We start from the raw sequence: 17,654 nt of genomic DNA, 5'->3' as shown, positions 1-17,654 counted from the left end.
ACCGCTATCAGACCGAGGTGCGGGAGCGCGGCTCCATGCTGAGCCAGGGCCAGAAACAGCTGATCTCGTTTGCGAGAACGCTGCTTTCGGATCCGGCGATTCTGATTCTCGATGAGGCGACCTCAAGCATCGACGTACAGACCGAGAAAGCACTGCAGACTGGCCTCAATGCGATGCTGAAGGGCAGAACATCGTTCATCATCGCCCACCGTCTGTCCACGATCCGCAACTGCGATAAGATCATGTATATCGACAACGGCGGCATCATGGAGAGCGGAACGCACGACGAACTGATGGCAAAGAAGGGATATTACTACAAACTGTATACGGCACAGCTCGACGAAGTACAGAAAGCGGGCTGACCCATACTTCAGGATGATAAAAAAGGCTTCTGCCAGCGGATGAAAATCCGGGGCAGAAGCCTTTTAACGCTACGCGCTGTTTTATTATTTTCCGGAGAAGTATTTCTCTTTGATGATCTCAACCGGCATATCCTCGCCAGTCCACAGTTTGAAGGAAGCAGCTCCCTGGTATAACAGCATGTACATACCGTTTCCGGTCTTGCATCCAGCCTCTTTTGCCTCACGCAGCAGGCGGGTCTCCTGCGGATTGTAGATTACATCGAAAACGAAGAGGTCTTTGTGGAACATCGTTGTGTCGGTGATGATGGTATTCTCGGTCTTTGGAGCCATTCCGACAGAAGTTCCGTTGACAAGAATTGCGCTGTCTGCGATAGATGCGCGAAGGACTTCCGGATCGGAGAAGTCGTGCAGGGTAACCTTGCAGGAAGTACGCTCATTGAGTTTTGCAACGATTTCTTCTGCTCTTCCGAAGAAATTGTCTCTGACATTGAAGACATTGATTTCTGCGACACCGTCGAGGGCTGCCTGTACCAGGATTGCAGTAGCAGCGCCGCCGGCACCGAGCAGGGTCATCTTTTTGCCGATGATGTCTACACCGTTTTCTGCAACTGCTCTCATGAAGCCGACACCGTCTGTGGTGTATGCGGTCAGAACGCCGTTGTCGTTGACGATGGTATTGCATGCGCCGGAGATCTCAGAAGCCGGGGAGACCTTGTCTGCCAGCTTGCACATGATGTTTTTGCCAGGCATGGTGATGTTCCAGCCTCTTGCACCCATGGTGCGGAGTCCTTCGACTGCCTGCGGCATTTTGTCTTCCGGTACGTCAAAAGCAAGGTAACTGTAGTCAAGGCCGAGCTGATCGCACGCTTCGTTGTGCATTTCCGGAGAAACGCTGTGTGCAACCGGGCTGCCGAGTAAGCATAATAATCCGGTGTGTCCTGTGATATGTTTTGACATAATATGAAATCCTCTCTCTCCTCGTATTTCAGCATGATGAAAATCATGCTGTAGCGCTTTAAATTGCTACTATATGAAGTGAATTATACTCCAGATGCTTCCGGAAAGCAAGAAAAAAGAGGAAATGCCGTAAAGTTCATTTCCTCTTTTCGTGTTGGTTTTTGATTAAGGTTTAAGATGGAAAAGATCCGCCCGGAAATCAGATTCCAAGTTTCTCTTTCATGTAGTCAACCGGAGTATCTTTTCCGGTATACAGCTTGATTGCAATGAGTGCCTGGAACAGCATCATACCCATGCCGTTGAAGACCTTTTCGCATCCTGCTTCTTTTGCCTGTTTCATCATAACTGTTTCGCGCGGAGCGTAAACGGTATCCGTTACGATGAGATCTTTTTTAAAGAAGGAAGGATCAGGAATGTTGGAAAGGTCTTCCAGCGGATGCATTCCTACGCCGGTAGCATCGCAGAACAGGTCGGCTGCGTGCATTTTTTCTTTCAGGAGGTCTTTGTCTGCCAGATCGTTCATGGTAGCCTTGCAGTTGGTGTTCTTATTGATCAGATCAACAATTTCCTCTCCACGGCTGTAGAATTTGTCTTTGATGTTGAAGATTTCAATTTCTGCAACTCCATCCAGAGCACCGCGCACTGCAATTGCAGTAGCAGCACCGCCGGTTCCGATCAGGACCATCTTCATTCCCTTGAAATCGATGCCCTCTTCGGTCAGTGCCTGCCAGTATCCCATACCATCGGTGTTGTAGCCTTTTAGTTTGCCGGTTACCTGACCGTTTTCGTCGCGGAGGTTGACTACGGTGTTGATAGCGCCGCATAACTTAGCTGCTTCATCTACCTCGTCCAGATATTTGTGGACAACAGTTTTGTTTGGCATGGAAATATTGGAACCGAGCATTTTCAGCGCGCGGATACTCTGCACAGCATCTTTTAAAGAATCGTTATCAACTTCGAAAGCAAGCTGAATGACGTCATCTCCGTTTTTGTCGTATGCAAGGTTGTGGGTTGTCGGAGACTGGGTATGACGGATCGGGTAAGCCATTAATCCAACTAATTCGGTATGTCCTGTTACGTTTGGCATGATATTTTCCTCTTTTCTTTTTTTCATGCTGCGTTGTTTTTGGTTGGAAAAAGAGGCAGCGCAGCAGATGATATACAGTTTTTTGTCGGGCTGCTTAAAGTCGATATTTACTCAAGCGGCTCCAGATGCAGGTATCCCTGGGATTCCAGTACATTCAGGATCGCGCGGCCTTCCATGGTACCTTCCATGATGCGGCGTGCGCGGACGGAATCGCCGATGGTATAAATATAAGTATGGGTATCGGCGAATGCTTCCTGAAGCTCCGGCAGAATCGGGTTGTTGGAGCGCATTCCAAGGCAGTTGAATCCGTAATCGAAGGTGAGATCCTGGATGGTTCCGTCCGGAAGTTTTACGGTGAATGCGTTTTCTTTTACTTCCTGAAGAGCAGTGTTGACATACTCTTTTACACCGTATTTGTCGTGTGTCTCACGCATGGAGCATTTGGTGATCGGGTCTGCAAGCATACCGATCTGCGGCAGCATGTCGATGATGGTACACTCAGCACCTCTTGGTGCAAAGTACTCAACAACATCAAGTCCTACGGAACCGCCGCCAACGACAACGACTTTCTTGCCCTGACAGGCTTCTTCCGGGTATTTTCCTGCATTTACATTGTTGATCATACCAAAGATGGTATTTACGTTTCCGGCGTCGATGTTCTCTTTCAGGCCTTTGATCGGCGGAACAAGCGGAACGGAACCGGTGGAGTTTACAATGATGTCCGGTTTGAACTGTTTGATCTTCTCTACGGTAGCTTCGGTGTTGAGGAAGATATACAGATTTTTCAGTCTGGCAGCTCTTGCTTCAAGGTATTTCGGGAAATCTTTCATACGGCTCTTGCTTGGAAGATCGGAGATGAAAGTGGAAAGACCGCCGATGTGGTCGTTTTTCTCGAGTACGAAAACGTTGCATCCGACTTCTGCTGCGGTGCAGGCTGCTTCCATACCGGCAGTACCGGCGCCGACAACAACAACGTTACAGTTTTTGTTCACTTTCAGTGCTTTGTAAATATCGCCTTCCGGAACAGCCGGGTTTACGGTACAACGGATCGGGCGGTTGACACCGATACGGTTTCCTGCACATCCGACGTTACAGGAGATACATTTCCGAAGAATATCTTCTTCACCATTCTCCACTTTCTTTACCCAGTTCGGCTCAGCGATCAGTCCGCGTCCCATGCCGACGATATCTACATCGCCGCTCTCAAGAACTTTTTCAACAACCTTCGGGTCACGGTAGTTACCGGCGTTGATCACAGGTTTTTTGAATTTATCTTTTACGGCTCTTGCCATGTAGGAACGCCATCCGTCCGGCAGGAAGTTGGAATCGATCTGATACTGCAGAGATGGGTTGAGACCGCAGGATACGTCGTACATATCTACGAACTCATCCAGGTACTCCAGATACTCCAGGGTATCTTCCAGGGTATTTCCGCCCGGAACACGCTCCTCGGCAGAGATACGAACGATGATCGGGAACCACGGTCCGACGTTTTTACGTACTTCCTCGAGAACCATACGCGGGAAGCGCAGACGGTTTTCTACGGAACCACCGAATTCATCGGTTCTTTTGTTGTAATATGGGGAGATGAACTGGCTCATCAGGTAGGAGTGGCCGCAGTGGATTTCAATGGCGTCAAAGCCGATGGCCTGCACACGTTTTGCAGCCTCGCCGTATTTTTTCACGGTTGTCATGATTTCTTCCTTTGTCATCGGACGCGGGGTTTCGCCACCAGCCTTTGTCGGGATATTGGAAGAAGAAACGGTTTCCATGCCGGTTCTTGCGGAAGATGCGGAAGCTCCGGCGTGGTTGATCTGGATTGCTACGGTAGCACCGTTTTTGTGAAGGTTCTCGACTAACTGATAGTAGCGCGGCATAAAGCTGTCGTGGTCGATACGGATCTGGCTGGTTCCGTTGGAACCGACCGGGTACTCGATGTTGGCGTTCTCCAGAATAATGAGACCAACGCCGCCTTTTGCGCGGAGAGAGTAATAATTCATATGACGGTTACTCATTTCACCGCTTGTCTCACCGTAGTTGGTTCCCATCGGGGTCATTGCAATACGGTTTTTAATCGTTGTTCGTTTGATTGTAATTGGCTCAAAAATTTTTGGGTAAGCACTCTTCATGAAAATTTCTCCTTATTCATTACATGAGCGGTAATCCTCTGTTTGTGACAATTTCATCATAACTCTTTCGACTAAAAATTAACAATATCTTTCAGATAAACTTTCGATACGTTTTCGCTATCATTTCCGGTCTCTTCGATAATGTCAGCGTGTTGTTTCATATATTCGGTAAACCGTTCGACAGCCGGAAGCCGGTAGCGGTTCTTCATCCAGAACATAAAGGTCTGGTGATAAATTTCGAGACCTTTCAGCGTATGGATGCGGATACCGTCTGCCTGTTCCAGAATATCGGTTCGCGGCATAAGTGCGATGCCGAAATTTTCGCGTACCAGCGCTACAATCGAATATTCATCCGGGCATTCCATGATAATATTCGGATGAAGCTGATATTTCCGGTAGAGATGATCGGTGTAGACACCGAGCCAGGAGGTGCGGTCGTAGCCGATCACCGGATAACGGGTAAGCTTTACAAGCGGAACCTCCGGTTCATCGGCAATCGGATGCTGTTCCGGGGATACGATGACAAGCGGCTGCTGGATCAACGGAAAAAACTCCATGTCATCGCGTTTTAAAAAGCCGCCAAACCCAAGATCGAGTTCACCGGATTTCACCTTCTGTGCAATGGCCGGGGTATGGTTCTGCCAGAAGCTAAAGGCAACATTTTTGTTTTCTTCTTTGTCCAGAAAGGTGCGGACGTTGTGTGGAATATAATGTCCGGCAAGTGGAAAAATATAACCGATATTGATTTTTCCGCCACCGGAGGCGAGCTCTTTCATTTTTCCTGTCGCAATGTCACAGTCACCTGCGATCCGGTCTGCATGCTCCAGAAAAAGGCGGCCGGCATTGGTAAGGACAACACCGCGCCCTTTCTTTTCAAACAGCGTGATTCCAAGCTCACTTTCAAGGGCAGCCATGGAACGGCTCAGGGACGGCTGGGAAATATAAAGCTCCTCCGCTGCCTGGTGATAATTTTCCAGCCGGGCAACCTTTCGGAAATAGAGAATCTGATTCAGTGTCATGTGGATTTTCCTCCTGAAAAAATGGTTCCGTAAGAAAGTCTTTGCTTCCTCTTATTATTATAACTCAAGTATACCACATCAATGCATTCAATGCATTGGTTTTTTCCTTTAAAAGCATTAGACTGTATCCCCTTTCACTGCTAAAATAAAGGCAAATGTTATTTTTTTAACATTCACGAAACTGGTAATCTGTTGTTTGTGACAAAACAAAAGGATGAACCGAACAGAGGCAAAAACAATTTGACCTCAACATGATCTTATTTAAAAGGAGAGAAACCATGAACAAGAAATACCTGCCAAGTGCATTAATTCTGTACTTGAACTACTTTATCCACGGTGTTGGATGCTCCATCCTGGGCCAGGCAGTCATCAAAGAGGCTCTGGCAGCAGCATGGGGAGTGGAAGCAATGGCAATTACTGCGATTTCCGCAGCACTCGGTCTTGGCCGTCTGATCGCACTGCCATTTGCAGGTCCTCTGTCCGACAAGCTCGGACGCCGCATTTCCACTGCAATCGGAAGTGCTTCTTATGCAATTTACCTGATCGGTCTTGCTCTTGCATTTAATGCAGGAACACACGGTGGTTATACCATCGCTTACGTATGCGCCATCATCGGCGGTATCGCAAACTCCTTTCTGGATACCGGTATTTATCCGGCAGTATCCGAGATTATTTACAAAGCTCCTGGCGTTGCTACCATGGGAATCAAATTTTTCATCGCAATCGCACAGATGCTGCTTCCGTTTGTTCTTGGTGTAGCGGTTACTTCTACCGCAGCTGGCCTTACCTCCTACAATCCGTTATTCTACGGATGCGGAATTGCGTATATCGTACTTTTCGTACTGGTATTCCTGTTCCCGCTGCCAGATGCTGACCAGAAAGCATCCGGTAAAAAAGAAGGTCTGATCGACAGCCTGAAACATACCCATTTCTCCGTCGAGTCCGTTGCCATGATCCTGATCGGATTTACCTGCACCGGTACCTTCCAGCTGTGGCTGAACTGTGCGCAGAACTTTGCAAAAGAGAATGTAGGCTGGGCGAATCCGTCCATCATGCAGACCTATTATTCAGCAGGAACCATGCTGGCACTCGTTGTAACCGCATTCCTGACCAGAAAAATCAAAGACGTTCGTTTCATCGTTGTTTACCCGGCTATCTGCTTTGTAACCATGATCGCTGTCCTGATGGGACAGAGCAAACCGCTGATGATCGCCGGTGCTTTCATCATCGGATGGGCTGGTGCAGGCGGACTGCTTCAGATCGCAACTTCCGTTTGCAACATGCTGTTCCCGAAAATCAAAGGAACCGTAACCGCACTGGTTATGATCGCATCTTCTCTGTGTAACTACACCATCCTGACCGCAGCATCTAAAATGCAGCCGTCCGGCGTTATGACCATGAACATCGTTCTGACCGCTGTTGGTGTTGTACTTGGACTGTTTGTAAACATTCGCTACAAAAAAATGGTTGAACTTGCACAGCAGGACAACTAAAATGAGGTTAAGGATTGCGGGAGTACGAAGTACCAGGTAATCCGGGCGTGAAAAAGAAAAGCCTGTAAAGAAAAGTCAGGATTAATATTGAAGAAAGAAGGAAAAACACATGAATACAGTAAAAGTTCGTGATATTGAAATCGGTGCCGGTGCACCGAAGATCATCGTTCCGATCGTAGGCGTTACCAAAAACGATATCATCGAAGAAGCAAAAACCTTCCATTCGATTCCGGTTGACGTTGTAGAATGGCGTGTAGACTGGTTCGAGGGTGTATTCGACTTTGCACAGGTAGAGGACGTGTTAAAAGACCTCCGCGAAGCACTCGGCAATATTCCGCTTCTGATGACATTCCGTACCTCCAAAGAGGGCGGTGAAAAAGCGATTGAGCCGGCAGCATATGCAGAGCTGAACATCAAAGCAGCACAGACCGGATATGTGGATCTGGTGGATGTTGAGATCTTTACCGGAGATGATATTGTAAAGAAGATCATCGACGGTGCACACGCAGCAGGCGTAAAGGTTATCGCTTCCAATCATGATTTCTTCAAGACTCCTGCAAAAGCAGACATCATCTACAGACTGCGCAAGATGCAGGATATGAACGCAGATATTCCGAAGATCGCTGTTATGCCGCAGAATAAGAAAGACGTTCTGACCCTGCTTGCAGCAACAGAGGAAATGACCACCAATTATGCGGACAGACCGATCATCACCATGTCTATGGCAGGCACCGGTGTAATCAGCCGTCTCTGCGGTGAGGTGTTTGGTTCTTCCATGACCTTCGGCGCGGCGAAGAAAGCATCCGCACCGGGTCAGATGGGAGTCAATGATCTGAGCACAGTCCTGGATCTGCTTCACAAAGCCATGTAACCGTTTTTCTTTTGGGGACACCGGTGTTTTTAGCATTGCTATTGATGCCGATGTCCCCTTTATGTTATTATCCTGTTACAAATTTAACGGAGGTATGCCTTTCATGAAAAAAATATTTCACTGGCTGGATGAAAACCTGGAAGAATTTCTTCTTGTGATCGGTCTGATCGCCATGACGCTGATCATGGGAATTCAGGTTTTCTGCCGCTACGTCCTTGGCATGTCGCTGTCATGGTCGGAAGAGCTGACCAGATATATTTTTATCTGGTGCGGTTTCTTAAGTGTCAGCTACTGCAGTAAGAAATGTCTTTCGATTAAGATCGAGCAGTTTGTTGCGATTTTTCCGCGGAGAGGAAAAGCCATCTTCAAAATTGTGAATCATACGTTTGAATTGATTTTTTTCATCTACATGATTCCGTTTGCTTTTTCTTATATGATGTCGTCGGTTAAAAGCGGCCAGCTTTCCCCGGCCTGCGGAATCCCGATGTACTTCATCCAGGCAGCACCGCTTGTCTCCTTTGTGCTGGTTGCGTTCCGTGTCCTGCAGCGTTGGATGATTGAGTTCCGTGTAGCGCGCGGTGAGAACGTTTTCGACCCGGCCCATCCGGAGCGCAATACGCCGGAATCCTTCATCGAGGCAAATGCCGGAGCAGATAACGCCACAGAAAATGCCCTGAACGCGGGGATCGACAACCGCATCCATACGATTAAAAATTCGAATGAGGAGGAACACGAATGCCGGTCGTAGTATTATTTCTGATTTTTGTTGCATTGCTGGTCATCGCTGTTCCGGTATCGATTACCCTTGGAATCACATCTGTGCTTCCGTCGGTGTTTGACCCGTCTTTTACGGTAGGAGCCAAATATCTGATCCGTGCCATGTTCGGAGGACTCGATTCCTTCCCCCTGCTGGCAGTTCCGATGTTCGTTCTCTCCGGTATTATCATGGCAAAGGGAGGAATCTCCAAGAAGCTGTTTGATGTCTTTGCCTATTTCCTTGGAAAATTTACTGCGGGTATGCCGTGTGCGGTTATCGTCACCTGCCTCTTCTATGGTGCGATCTCCGGTTCCGCTCCGGCGACCGTTGCCGCGGTCGGAAGTATGACGATCCCGATTCTGACCACGCTTGGTTATGATCTGACATTCTCCACTGCGATTGTGGCAGTTGCCGGCGGTCTTGGCGTTATCATTCCGCCAAGTATTCCGTTCATCATGTACGGTATGGCTTCCGGCGCTTCGGTCAGCGATCTGTTTCTTGCCGGAATTGTACCGGGTCTGATGATTGGTCTGCTGCTGATGATTTATGCCGTTTATCACTGCAAACGGTATGGGGAGGACAAAGAGAAGATCCATGCAGAAGTCAAAACGTTGCATGACAAAGGTTTGCTTCGCGTTTTAAGAGAGAGCTTTTTTGCATTACTCAGCCCGGTGATCATCCTCGGATGTATCTACAGCGGCGTTGCTTCCCCGACCGAGGCGGCTGTTATCTCCGTATTCTATGCATTGATCATCAGCCTTTTTGTGTACAGAAGTATCCGCATCCGCGACATCTGGTCCATTCTGGTTGAGGCGATTCGTACCTTCACCCCGATCCTGTTCATCCTGGCAGCATCGACCGCATTCTCCCGTGTGCTGACGCTGATGCAGGTACCGCAGACGGTCAGCGAATTCATTCTGAACAACTTCCACAGCCCGGTTGCGATCCTTCTGATCATCAATGTATTCCTGCTGATTGTCGGAATGGTGATGGATACCACACCGGCAATCCTGATTCTGACCCCGATCCTGCTGCCGATCGTACAGGCAATCGGTATGGATCCGATTCAGTTTGGTGTGATCATGGTTGTCAACCTGGCGATCGGCTTCGTAACACCGCCGATCGGCGTCAACCTGTTCGTGGCAAGCTCCCTGACCGAGGTTCCGGTCATGCAGATCGCAAAGAAGGCTATGCCGATGATCGGTTTCTTCCTTGTGGCACTGCTGCTGATTACGTTTATTCCGGCGATTTCGATTGGAATTTTATAAGGAGGAGCGAAGGACAATGAAAAAGATGACAAAAAAGAAAAAGCTTTTCCGAACAGCGACGGTACTTGCTGCTGTCGTTGCGCTTGGTGCATCGCTTGCCGGCTGCGGCTCTTCCGAGGGAGAGACGACACAGCGTTATTCCTGGCCGCTGGCAACGGCGAGCCCGGAGGACACCGTAACACAGATTTTTGCCGAGAAGTTCGCGGAAGAGATTTCGGAGCTGAGCGACGGTAAAATGAAAATTCAGGTTTACGCAAACTCAACGCTCGGCGGCGACCGCGATCTGCTCGAAACGTGTGCCGACGGCGATATTCCGTTTGTCGTACAGAATACGGCACCGCAGGTTTCCTTTATGGGGGATCTTGCCGTGTTTGATCTGCCGTGTGTGTTTGATTCTCTCGATGAATGCCGTGAGAAGATTGATAATCCGGAGTTTTACGAGCTGATCAGCAATGTTTATACGGAGGGCGGCTATCACCTGCTCGGTATGGCGGATCAGGGATTTCGTGTCATGAGTACGAATAAGCCGGTTTACAGCTTTTCGGATTTCAAGGGCCAGAAGATCCGTACCATGGAGAACAGCTACCATCTGGCATTCTGGAAAGCGATTGGCGCCAACCCGACACCGATGAGCTTCAGTGAGGTTTACATCGGCCTGCAGCAGCATACAATCGATGCGCAGGAGAACCCGTATGAGGTTATCGTTTCGAACAACCTGTACGAGCAGCAGGACTATGTGGTGGAGACCAACCATCTGCCGCATCTGATTTCTCTGATTGTCAACGACGATTTCTTCAAGGATCTGCCGGAGGACGAGCAGGAGATTATGACTGAGGCTGCCAAGATTGCGACCGAGTATGCAAGAAAGCAGTCCGATGCCCGTATTGCCGACAAGATCGCGACGATCGAGGAGAGCGGAACGACGATCCTGACTCTTGATGACCAGACAAGAGCGGACATCCGAGAGGCATCGAAGAGCGTGTATGCGTCGATTAAAGAGAACATTGACCCGGCGATTTACAATGCTTATATGGATGGGATTGAGTAAGAAAAGAAAATGAAATTCCCGGCTGCGGGGCACTGAAAAACAGTGTTTCGCGGCCGGATTTTTTTACACAAAATTTGCCTTGCACGGTCGAAACTGTAAGACTATAATGGGGTTCAGAGGGTTTTTCTAAATTAATTACTCATGATCAAGGGAGGCAAAAAAATGATTTTTGAACACATGGACCGGATTGTATTTGCAGGAGATTCCGTAACGGATATGGAGAGTGCACAGCCGGTGGGGGAAGGTTTATTTGAAAATGTAGGAAAGAGTTACGTTCGAATTGTCGAGAACATGCTCGCTGCATTTTACCCGGAGGTATATCTCCGCGTGACAAACTCCGGCATCGGCGGAAACACAAGCCGTGATCTGCTGAAGCGTTTCGACCGTGATGTAGTATCTTTAAAACCGGACTGGGTATCCATCTGCATCGGCATCAACGACGTCTGGAGACAGTTCGACAGCCCGGCCATCCCGGACGAGCAGGTATCCCCGGAGGAGTACCGTTCTAATGTGGAACAGATGATTCTTTCCGTAAAAGATAACGTAAAAGGCATTTTCCTCATGACCCCATACTACATGGAGCCGAACGCAGAAGACTGGATGAGAAAACGCATGGACACCTACGGCGCAATCTGCGGCGAACTGGCTGAAAAATACGGCTGCCGCTTCATCGACCTGCAGGCCGTTTTTAACGATTACTTCCAGTACCGCCATTCCTCCTACATCGCCTGGGACAGAATCCACCCGAACCAGATTGGTGCAACGGTGATCGCGCGGGCATTTCTGGAAAAATGCGGATTTGATTATAACCATAGGCCGGGGGAAGAATAAAAAATGCATATGATAAGCGGGAATCGTCATCGCGGTTCCCGCTTTTTGCTTTTGAAAAGGGCAGAGGTTCTGTCTGAAAACTGCGGATGGAGTCGAAAAAAGGAGAAAAACTGCGGTAAAATTTTGCTTAAATGACCAAATTTAATTGCTGTTTTGGCGCTTTTATGGTATATTATGACTATCCATACATTTATGTGGCGCTGAATTGGGACATAAGAGTGAGACATAAAAATAAAGAATAGAACAGGAGAGAAAAAGATATGTATCTGGAAGAGTATAAGAGATGGCTGGCAGCCGATCTGGAAGACGCAGATCTGAACCCGGAGCTGGCACGGATTGAAGGAAACGATGAGGAGATCAAGGATCGTTTTGCCGTATCTCTGAAATTCGGAACCGCAGGACTTCGTGGTGTACTTGGCGCAGGAACAAACCGTATGAATATCTATGTAGTACGTCAGGCAACACAGGGTCTTGCAAACTGGGTAAAAACACAGGGCGGAAACCAGACCGTAGCCATCAGCTATGACAGCCGTATCAAGAGCGATGTATTCGCAAAAACAGCAGCAGGCGTTCTGGCAGCAAACGGAATCAAAGTCAGAATTTACGATGCATTGATGCCGGTACCGGCACTTTCCTTTGCAACCCGTTACTACAACTGCAACGCAGGTATCATGGTAACCGCATCCCACAACCCGGCAAAATACAACGGCTACAAAGCCTACGGTCCGGACGGATGCCAGATGACTGACGATGCTGCTGCAATCGTATACGCAGAGATTCAGAAAACCGATATCCTGACCGGCGTAAAATACATGCCGTTCGCAGAGGGCGTGGAAGAAGGACTGATCCGTTTTGTCGGAGAAGACTGCAAGAATGCCCTGTATGAAGCAATCGAATCCCGTCAGGTTCGTCCGGGCCTGTGCAAAACTGCCGGACTGAAACTCGTTTACAGCCCGCTGAACGGATCCGGTCTTGTACCGGTTACCCGTGTATTAAAAGACATCGGCATCACCGATATCACGATCGTTCCGGAGCAGGAGTACCCGAACGGATACTTTACTACCTGCAGCTATCCGAACCCGGAAATCTTTGCTGCACTGGAAAAAGGTCTTGATCTTGCAAAAGAGACCGGCGCAGACCTGATGCTGGCTACCGACCCGGATGCAGACCGTGTTGGTATCGCCATGAAATGCCCGGATGGAAGCTATGAGCTGGTAACCGGAAACGAAGTCGGCGTTCTGCTTCTCGACTACATATGCGCAGGCCGCATCGAGAAAGGCACCATGCCGGAGAAACCGGTTGCTGTCAAATCCATCGTATCCACACCGCTGGCAGATGCTGTTGCTGAGCACTACGGCGTAGAACTCCGCAGCGTTCTGACCGGATTCAAATGGATCGGCGACCAGATTGCAAACCTGGAGGCAGACGGCGAAGTAGACCGCTTCATCTTCGGATTCGAGGAGAGCTACGGATACCTGGCCGGCCCGTATGTAAGAGATAAAGACGCAGTCATCGGCTCCATGCTGATCTGCGAGATGGCAGCTTACTACAGAAGCATCGGAAGCTCCCTGAAACAGAGACTGGAAGAGATCTATGCCGAGTACGGCCGCTACCTGAACAAAGTAGACAGCTTCGAGTTCCCGGGACTTAGCGGAATGGACAAGATGGCCGGCATTATGGACGGCCTTCGAAAAGAGCCGCTGACCGAGATCGCAGGTTCTGCCGTTGTCAAAGTAACCGACTATGAGAAACCGGAAGAAACCGGACTCCCATCCGCAAACGTTCTGATCTACAAGCTGGCAAACGGTGAAACCGTCATCGTCCGCCCGTCCGGAACAGAGCCGAAGATCAAAGTATACTACACAACACTTGGAAAGGATCTGGCAGAGGCAGAAGCAGAGAAAGAAAAACTCGCAGAGGCTTTAAAACCGATTCTGGCATAAAGAAAATAAAAGAATGGAAGGGCGTGGCTTTGGTCACGCCCTTTTTTGAACCGAATTTTTTTAAAAAAAGTGTAAGATTTTCTGCAAAATGGCGTGATGATAGATGAAAGGGGGGATTTCCATATGGAGGATACTCATATTGTCCAACTGTACTGGGACAGAAACGAAACAGCGATCAGCGAATCATCGATGAAATATGGCGCATACTGTACGTCCATTGCACAGAATATTCTGCAGAATCCGGCGGATGCAGAAGAATGTGTCAACGACACCTGGCTTCACGCGTGGAATGCCATGCCGCCGCACCGGCCGTCTCTGTTATCCACATTTCTTGGAAAAATAACGAGAAATCTTTCGTTTGATCTGTATAGAAAAATGCATCGCAAAAAACGCGGAGAAAGTCAGATGGATGCGGTATTGGACGAGCTGGAAGAATGTGTTTCGGGGAAAGATGATATTGAGCGGCAGTGGGAGATGAAAGAACTGATCGCGGAGATCAATCGGTTTCTGCAGAAGCTGCCGGAGGAAAAACGATGCATGTTTGTCCTGCGGTACTGGTATGTAGACAGCATCGGTGAAATCGCGGAGCGGCTGGGAAGAAGTGAAAATTATATTTCAGTTTCATTGAACCGGATCCGTGGAAAATTGCATATACACTTGACGGAAAGGGGGTTCGAAGTATGAAGAAAGAAGAATTATTTGAAACGCTGGGAAATCTGGATCCTGGTATGGTGGAAAAAGCGGGGAAATATCAGCATTCACGAAGGGCTGCGTGGAAAAAATGGATGGCCACTGCAGCCTGTGCGGTGATCATTGGCGGAGCTGTGCTGGGGGTTACGACATGGAGAAACGGTCGGGAGGGTTCTGCAGTCCGTTACCCGTCGGGGGTAACGACGGTTCTGGCGGCTTATCCGGCATCTGTGGCGCGGACAATGGATGCGCAGAAATTTATGGAAAGCGATGCACACTGGGACTGGTGGGATTCGTACCGGGAGCTGACAGCAAAATCAGCAGAACTGCAGACAGGAATGGATGCGTATTATCAGAACCTGATAGAACAGATGCTGGTTTCGGAAAATGAAAATACCGTCTGCTCGCCGATCAATCTGTATATCGCGTTTGCGATGCTGGCGGAAACTTCGGATGGAAATACACGGCAGCAGATTCTCGACATGCTTGGTGCTCAGGATATGGATACGTTGCGGGAAAATGTTTCTTCGCTCTGGGAAAGTAATTATGCAGATACGCCTGCGCTGAAAAGTGTGCTGGCAAATTCGCTGTGGCTGGATGGTGAGGAAACATACAATGACACAACGCTGCAGCGGCTGGCGGAGCAGTATTATGCATCGACCTTCCGTGGGACTCCCGGATCGGAGGAGATGAATCAGGCCCTGCGGACGTGGACGGATGATAATACCGGAGGACTTTTAAAAGAATATACCGAAAATATGGCGATCGCCCCGGAAACGGTATTTGAACTGGTATCAACCATCTATTATAAGGCGATGTGGCGGGAGAACTTCTGGGAAGTAGATACAGAGAAGGAAACCTTCCACGGAACTGCGGGAGATACCACTGTGGATATGATGAAGAAAACGGAACGGATGGATGTCTATCAGGGCGGACAGTTTACGGCAATTGGCCTTAGCCTTCAGGACAGCGGATCTATGTATTTTCTGCTTCCGGATGAAAATGTAGATGTCAATGAACTGGTATCATCGCCGGATCTGATGAAGGTTATACGGCGGGATGAAAGCAGTGATAACTGGTATTCCCCTATGGTGAACCTGTCTGTTCCTAAATTTAAAGTATCGGAAAAAACAGACCTGATCGAAACCGTGCGTGCACTGGGTGTAACGGATGCACTGGATGCGGATCTGGCAGATTTCAGCCCATTGACAGGGGATAAAGAGAATTTATACCTGAGTAAAGCAGACCACGCCGCCATGCTTGAAATCGACGAAAACGGAGTAACCGGAGCAGCGTATACAGAACTTGGCATTTCAGAAACTGCAGCAGAAATCCCGGACGACGAAATCGATTTCGTACTGGATCGTCCATTCCTGTTTCTTGTTACGGGGCAGGACGGATCGCTGTTGTTCTCGGGAGTTGTAAGAAATATCGACGGGAAGTGAAAAAAGGAGTCGGACTGTCCGACTCCTTTTAAAATAGAAGAACTCAGGGTATTTCATTCTCCGAAGCGGATATTCTTTACTGTTTTCTTCTCAATATGCAAATCTTCATAAATCCGGTTGCCACCATTTCCCTGCGGCGCCTGGGCAAGAAGCCCTACTTTTACGGTCTTTTTACCGGAAAGATTAAAAAATCTTGTCATAAAATAATGAATGCCGTCTTCAGAATAATGGAAAGCAAAGGAATTTTTCACTCTGCAAATTTTCAGCCATGCGGTATTTCCGGAAATATTACTTCCGTTGGCATCGTCAGAATAACCTTGTTTCGTCACAACGCTGACAGCGGCATGAGTTCCGAAATCGGTTTTTTCAAAGCAGCTTTTTGCCCAGTTGTCCAGATCTTCCATGACCATAAGAGAAGAAGAGTCATAGATGTCTTTGAAGTCATGAGAAACTTTGACAGTCAAAACAAAATCGCCTTCGATTTCCGTATAATAATAGGGTGCATTGTGCAGTGATTCCGGCGTAATGCCTTCTTCCGAAACAGTGCCGTTGTTGCAGAAGAAATCTGTCCCAGCCGGTGCAAAGATGACAAGCTTGCCTTCTTCCTCTCTTTTTAATTCGCTTTCATTTAACCAGGAAAAATCCATCATCCTATCTCCTTTCTAAGAAGTGTGTCTGAGACACGTTACAGTATCTCTTCGGTGCTTATTTTTACTCTGCGTTCCTTTGTCGGAGCAGAAAAACAGACAAAATCAGTACAGCAGGGAAAATGCAACCGGCCAGCATACCTGCCTTCAGATCGTCGCCGGTGTTTTGTGTGACAAATCCAATAACAAATGGTCCAATGGAACCGCCCATATCTCCGGCCATGGCGAGAAGTGCGAACAGTGCAGTTCCGCCAAGTGGAATTTTAGAGGATGAAATACTGATGGTTCCCGGCCACATAATTCCTACGGAGAAACCACACACAACGCAGCCTGTAAGATTTAAAAGAGGATATGGTGCGAGAGCTGCAGCCAGATAACAGATCAGGCAAAGTGTACCGGATGCGATCATGAATTTTGTTAAGTCAATTTTTTCCCCGTATTTACCATAGAAGGTTCTGCTGATGCCCATCATCACAGCAAACAGGCACGGTCCTGCAATGTCTCCAATGCTTTTTGAGAGACCTAATGCAGACTCGGCATAAGCGGAAGCCCATTGCGCCATCGAAATCTCGCTTGCTCCGGCGCAGACCATAAGAACAAGGGAAATCCAGAAAATGGGAAGACGGCACAGCTGACGAATGGTAAGTCCTTCTTCGCTTCCGGTCAGTGATTCAATCGGGCAGGAAAGAAAATTAAACGTATTGTACAGTGGAAGTACAGCCCAGATACATGCGAGGATCGGCCAGCGTTCCATACCAAAAACTGCCAGAAAAGCAGTGGAGAGTAAGATGACGCCTACAGACCCCCAGCAGTAAAAGGAGTGAAGCAGACTCATAACGCTGTCCTTATTGTCAAACGGACAAGCTTCTACGATTGGGCTGACAAGAACTTCAATCAGTCCGCTTCCGGCGGCATAGATCATGGCGCTGAGCAAAATTCCTGCATAGGTATTTGGCAGAACTGCTGCGGCCGTAGTGTTCGTTTCGTTGCCGTTCACCGTGTTCCATGGAGCGACAACGATTCTTTTTGTATAATAACGTAAAATAATGTCGTTTTCACTGGAATATATCCTCTGTTTATTGTATAATATCGTAAAATAGAGAGGGC

The 17,654-nt window shown here is 48.4% G+C and carries 16 protein-coding genes; 10 read left to right on the top strand and 6 right to left on the bottom strand.

The features are described from left to right. Positions 1 to 362, top strand: a 362-nt coding sequence (locus ACY2VW_RS04405; RefSeq protein WP_461877193.1) for an ATP-binding cassette domain-containing protein, incomplete at its 5' end; no start/stop codon positions are given. Positions 363 to 446: 84 nt separating this feature from the next. Here ACY2VW_RS04405 and aroE read toward each other — a convergent pair. The 4 genes from aroE to ACY2VW_RS04385 all read right to left on the bottom strand — a co-directional run bounded on the left by aroE (position 447) and on the right by ACY2VW_RS04385 (position 5,554). Beyond that, on the bottom strand, positions 447 to 1,319 hold the full coding sequence (gene aroE / locus ACY2VW_RS04400; protein WP_055218962.1) for a shikimate dehydrogenase: 873 nt from the start codon (positions 1,317 to 1,319) through the stop codon (positions 447 to 449). Positions 1,320 to 1,518: 199 nt separating this feature from the next. Then, positions 1,519 to 2,409, bottom strand: coding sequence for a quinate/shikimate dehydrogenase (locus ACY2VW_RS04395; protein ID WP_334294803.1), 891 nt, complete (start codon positions 2,407 to 2,409; stop codon positions 1,519 to 1,521). 104 nt (positions 2,410 to 2,513) lie between these two features. Further along, positions 2,514 to 4,535 (bottom strand): oxidoreductase, encoded by a 2,022-nt coding sequence (locus ACY2VW_RS04390; RefSeq protein ID WP_461877192.1) that lies wholly within the window; start codon positions 4,533 to 4,535, stop codon positions 2,514 to 2,516. A gap of 71 nt (positions 4,536 to 4,606) precedes the next feature. Then, positions 4,607 to 5,554, bottom strand: a complete 948-nt coding sequence (locus tag ACY2VW_RS04385) for a LysR family transcriptional regulator (RefSeq protein ID WP_461877191.1) — start codon at positions 5,552 to 5,554, stop codon at positions 4,607 to 4,609. 278 nt (positions 5,555 to 5,832) lie between these two features. Between ACY2VW_RS04385 and ACY2VW_RS04380 the strand changes: the two genes are divergently transcribed. The 9 genes from ACY2VW_RS04380 to ACY2VW_RS04340 all read left to right on the top strand — a co-directional run bounded on the left by ACY2VW_RS04380 (position 5,833) and on the right by ACY2VW_RS04340 (position 15,900). Next, complete coding sequence (locus ACY2VW_RS04380) at positions 5,833 to 7,047, top strand: MFS transporter (protein ID WP_461877190.1); 1,215 nt, start codon at positions 5,833 to 5,835, stop codon at positions 7,045 to 7,047. Between the two features lie 109 nt (positions 7,048 to 7,156). After that, positions 7,157 to 7,918 carry a type I 3-dehydroquinate dehydratase gene (aroD, locus tag ACY2VW_RS04375; protein ID WP_118666662.1) on the top strand — a complete coding sequence of 254 codons (762 nt, stop codon included), beginning with the start codon at positions 7,157 to 7,159 and terminating at the stop codon, positions 7,916 to 7,918. A gap of 103 nt (positions 7,919 to 8,021) precedes the next feature. Then, the gene (locus tag ACY2VW_RS04370; protein ID WP_461877189.1) at positions 8,022 to 8,666 is read left to right on the top strand and encodes a TRAP transporter small permease; all 645 of its coding nucleotides are present in this window, start codon (positions 8,022 to 8,024) and stop codon (positions 8,664 to 8,666) included. Next, complete coding sequence (locus ACY2VW_RS04365; RefSeq protein ID WP_461872980.1) at positions 8,654 to 9,943, top strand: TRAP transporter large permease; 1,290 nt, start codon at positions 8,654 to 8,656, stop codon at positions 9,941 to 9,943. The genes ACY2VW_RS04370 and ACY2VW_RS04365 overlap by 13 nt, the downstream gene beginning before the upstream one ends. Positions 9,944 to 9,959: 16 nt before the next feature. Then, positions 9,960 to 10,991, top strand: a complete 1,032-nt coding sequence (locus tag ACY2VW_RS04360) for a TRAP transporter substrate-binding protein (protein ID WP_461877188.1) — start codon at positions 9,960 to 9,962, stop codon at positions 10,989 to 10,991. A 162-nt stretch (positions 10,992 to 11,153) separates the two neighbouring features. Then, positions 11,154 to 11,822 carry an SGNH/GDSL hydrolase family protein gene (locus tag ACY2VW_RS04355; RefSeq protein ID WP_461872978.1) on the top strand — a complete coding sequence of 223 codons (669 nt, stop codon included), beginning with the start codon at positions 11,154 to 11,156 and terminating at the stop codon, positions 11,820 to 11,822. A gap of 260 nt (positions 11,823 to 12,082) precedes the next feature. After that, entirely contained in the window at positions 12,083 to 13,765 is a 1,683-nt protein-coding gene (locus ACY2VW_RS04350; RefSeq protein WP_118595765.1) for a phospho-sugar mutase, read from the top strand. 123 nt (positions 13,766 to 13,888) lie between these two features. Further along, positions 13,889 to 14,449, top strand: a complete 561-nt coding sequence (locus ACY2VW_RS04345; protein ID WP_461877186.1) for an RNA polymerase sigma factor — start codon at positions 13,889 to 13,891, stop codon at positions 14,447 to 14,449. After that, positions 14,446 to 15,900 carry a serpin family protein gene (locus ACY2VW_RS04340; protein ID WP_461877185.1) on the top strand — a complete coding sequence of 485 codons (1,455 nt, stop codon included), beginning with the start codon at positions 14,446 to 14,448 and terminating at the stop codon, positions 15,898 to 15,900. The genes ACY2VW_RS04345 and ACY2VW_RS04340 overlap by 4 nt, the downstream gene beginning before the upstream one ends. A 53-nt stretch (positions 15,901 to 15,953) precedes the next feature. On the opposite strand, the gene ACY2VW_RS04335 is transcribed toward ACY2VW_RS04340, so the two are convergent. Together ACY2VW_RS04335 and ACY2VW_RS04330 are read right to left on the bottom strand one after the other, a co-directional pair. Beyond that, positions 15,954 to 16,547, bottom strand: a complete 594-nt coding sequence (locus ACY2VW_RS04335) for a DUF1349 domain-containing protein (RefSeq protein WP_055218940.1) — start codon at positions 16,545 to 16,547, stop codon at positions 15,954 to 15,956. Positions 16,548 to 16,611: 64 nt separating this feature from the next. Then, on the bottom strand, positions 16,612 to 17,544 hold the full coding sequence (locus tag ACY2VW_RS04330) for an MFS transporter (RefSeq protein WP_461877184.1): 933 nt from the start codon (positions 17,542 to 17,544) through the stop codon (positions 16,612 to 16,614). Between the last annotated feature and the right edge of the window lie 110 nt (positions 17,545 to 17,654).

Source organism: Fusicatenibacter sp., assembly GCF_977045365.1.
The sequence above is the reverse complement of the archived record's forward strand: the minus strand, read 5'-3'. Positions and strand labels throughout refer to the sequence as shown.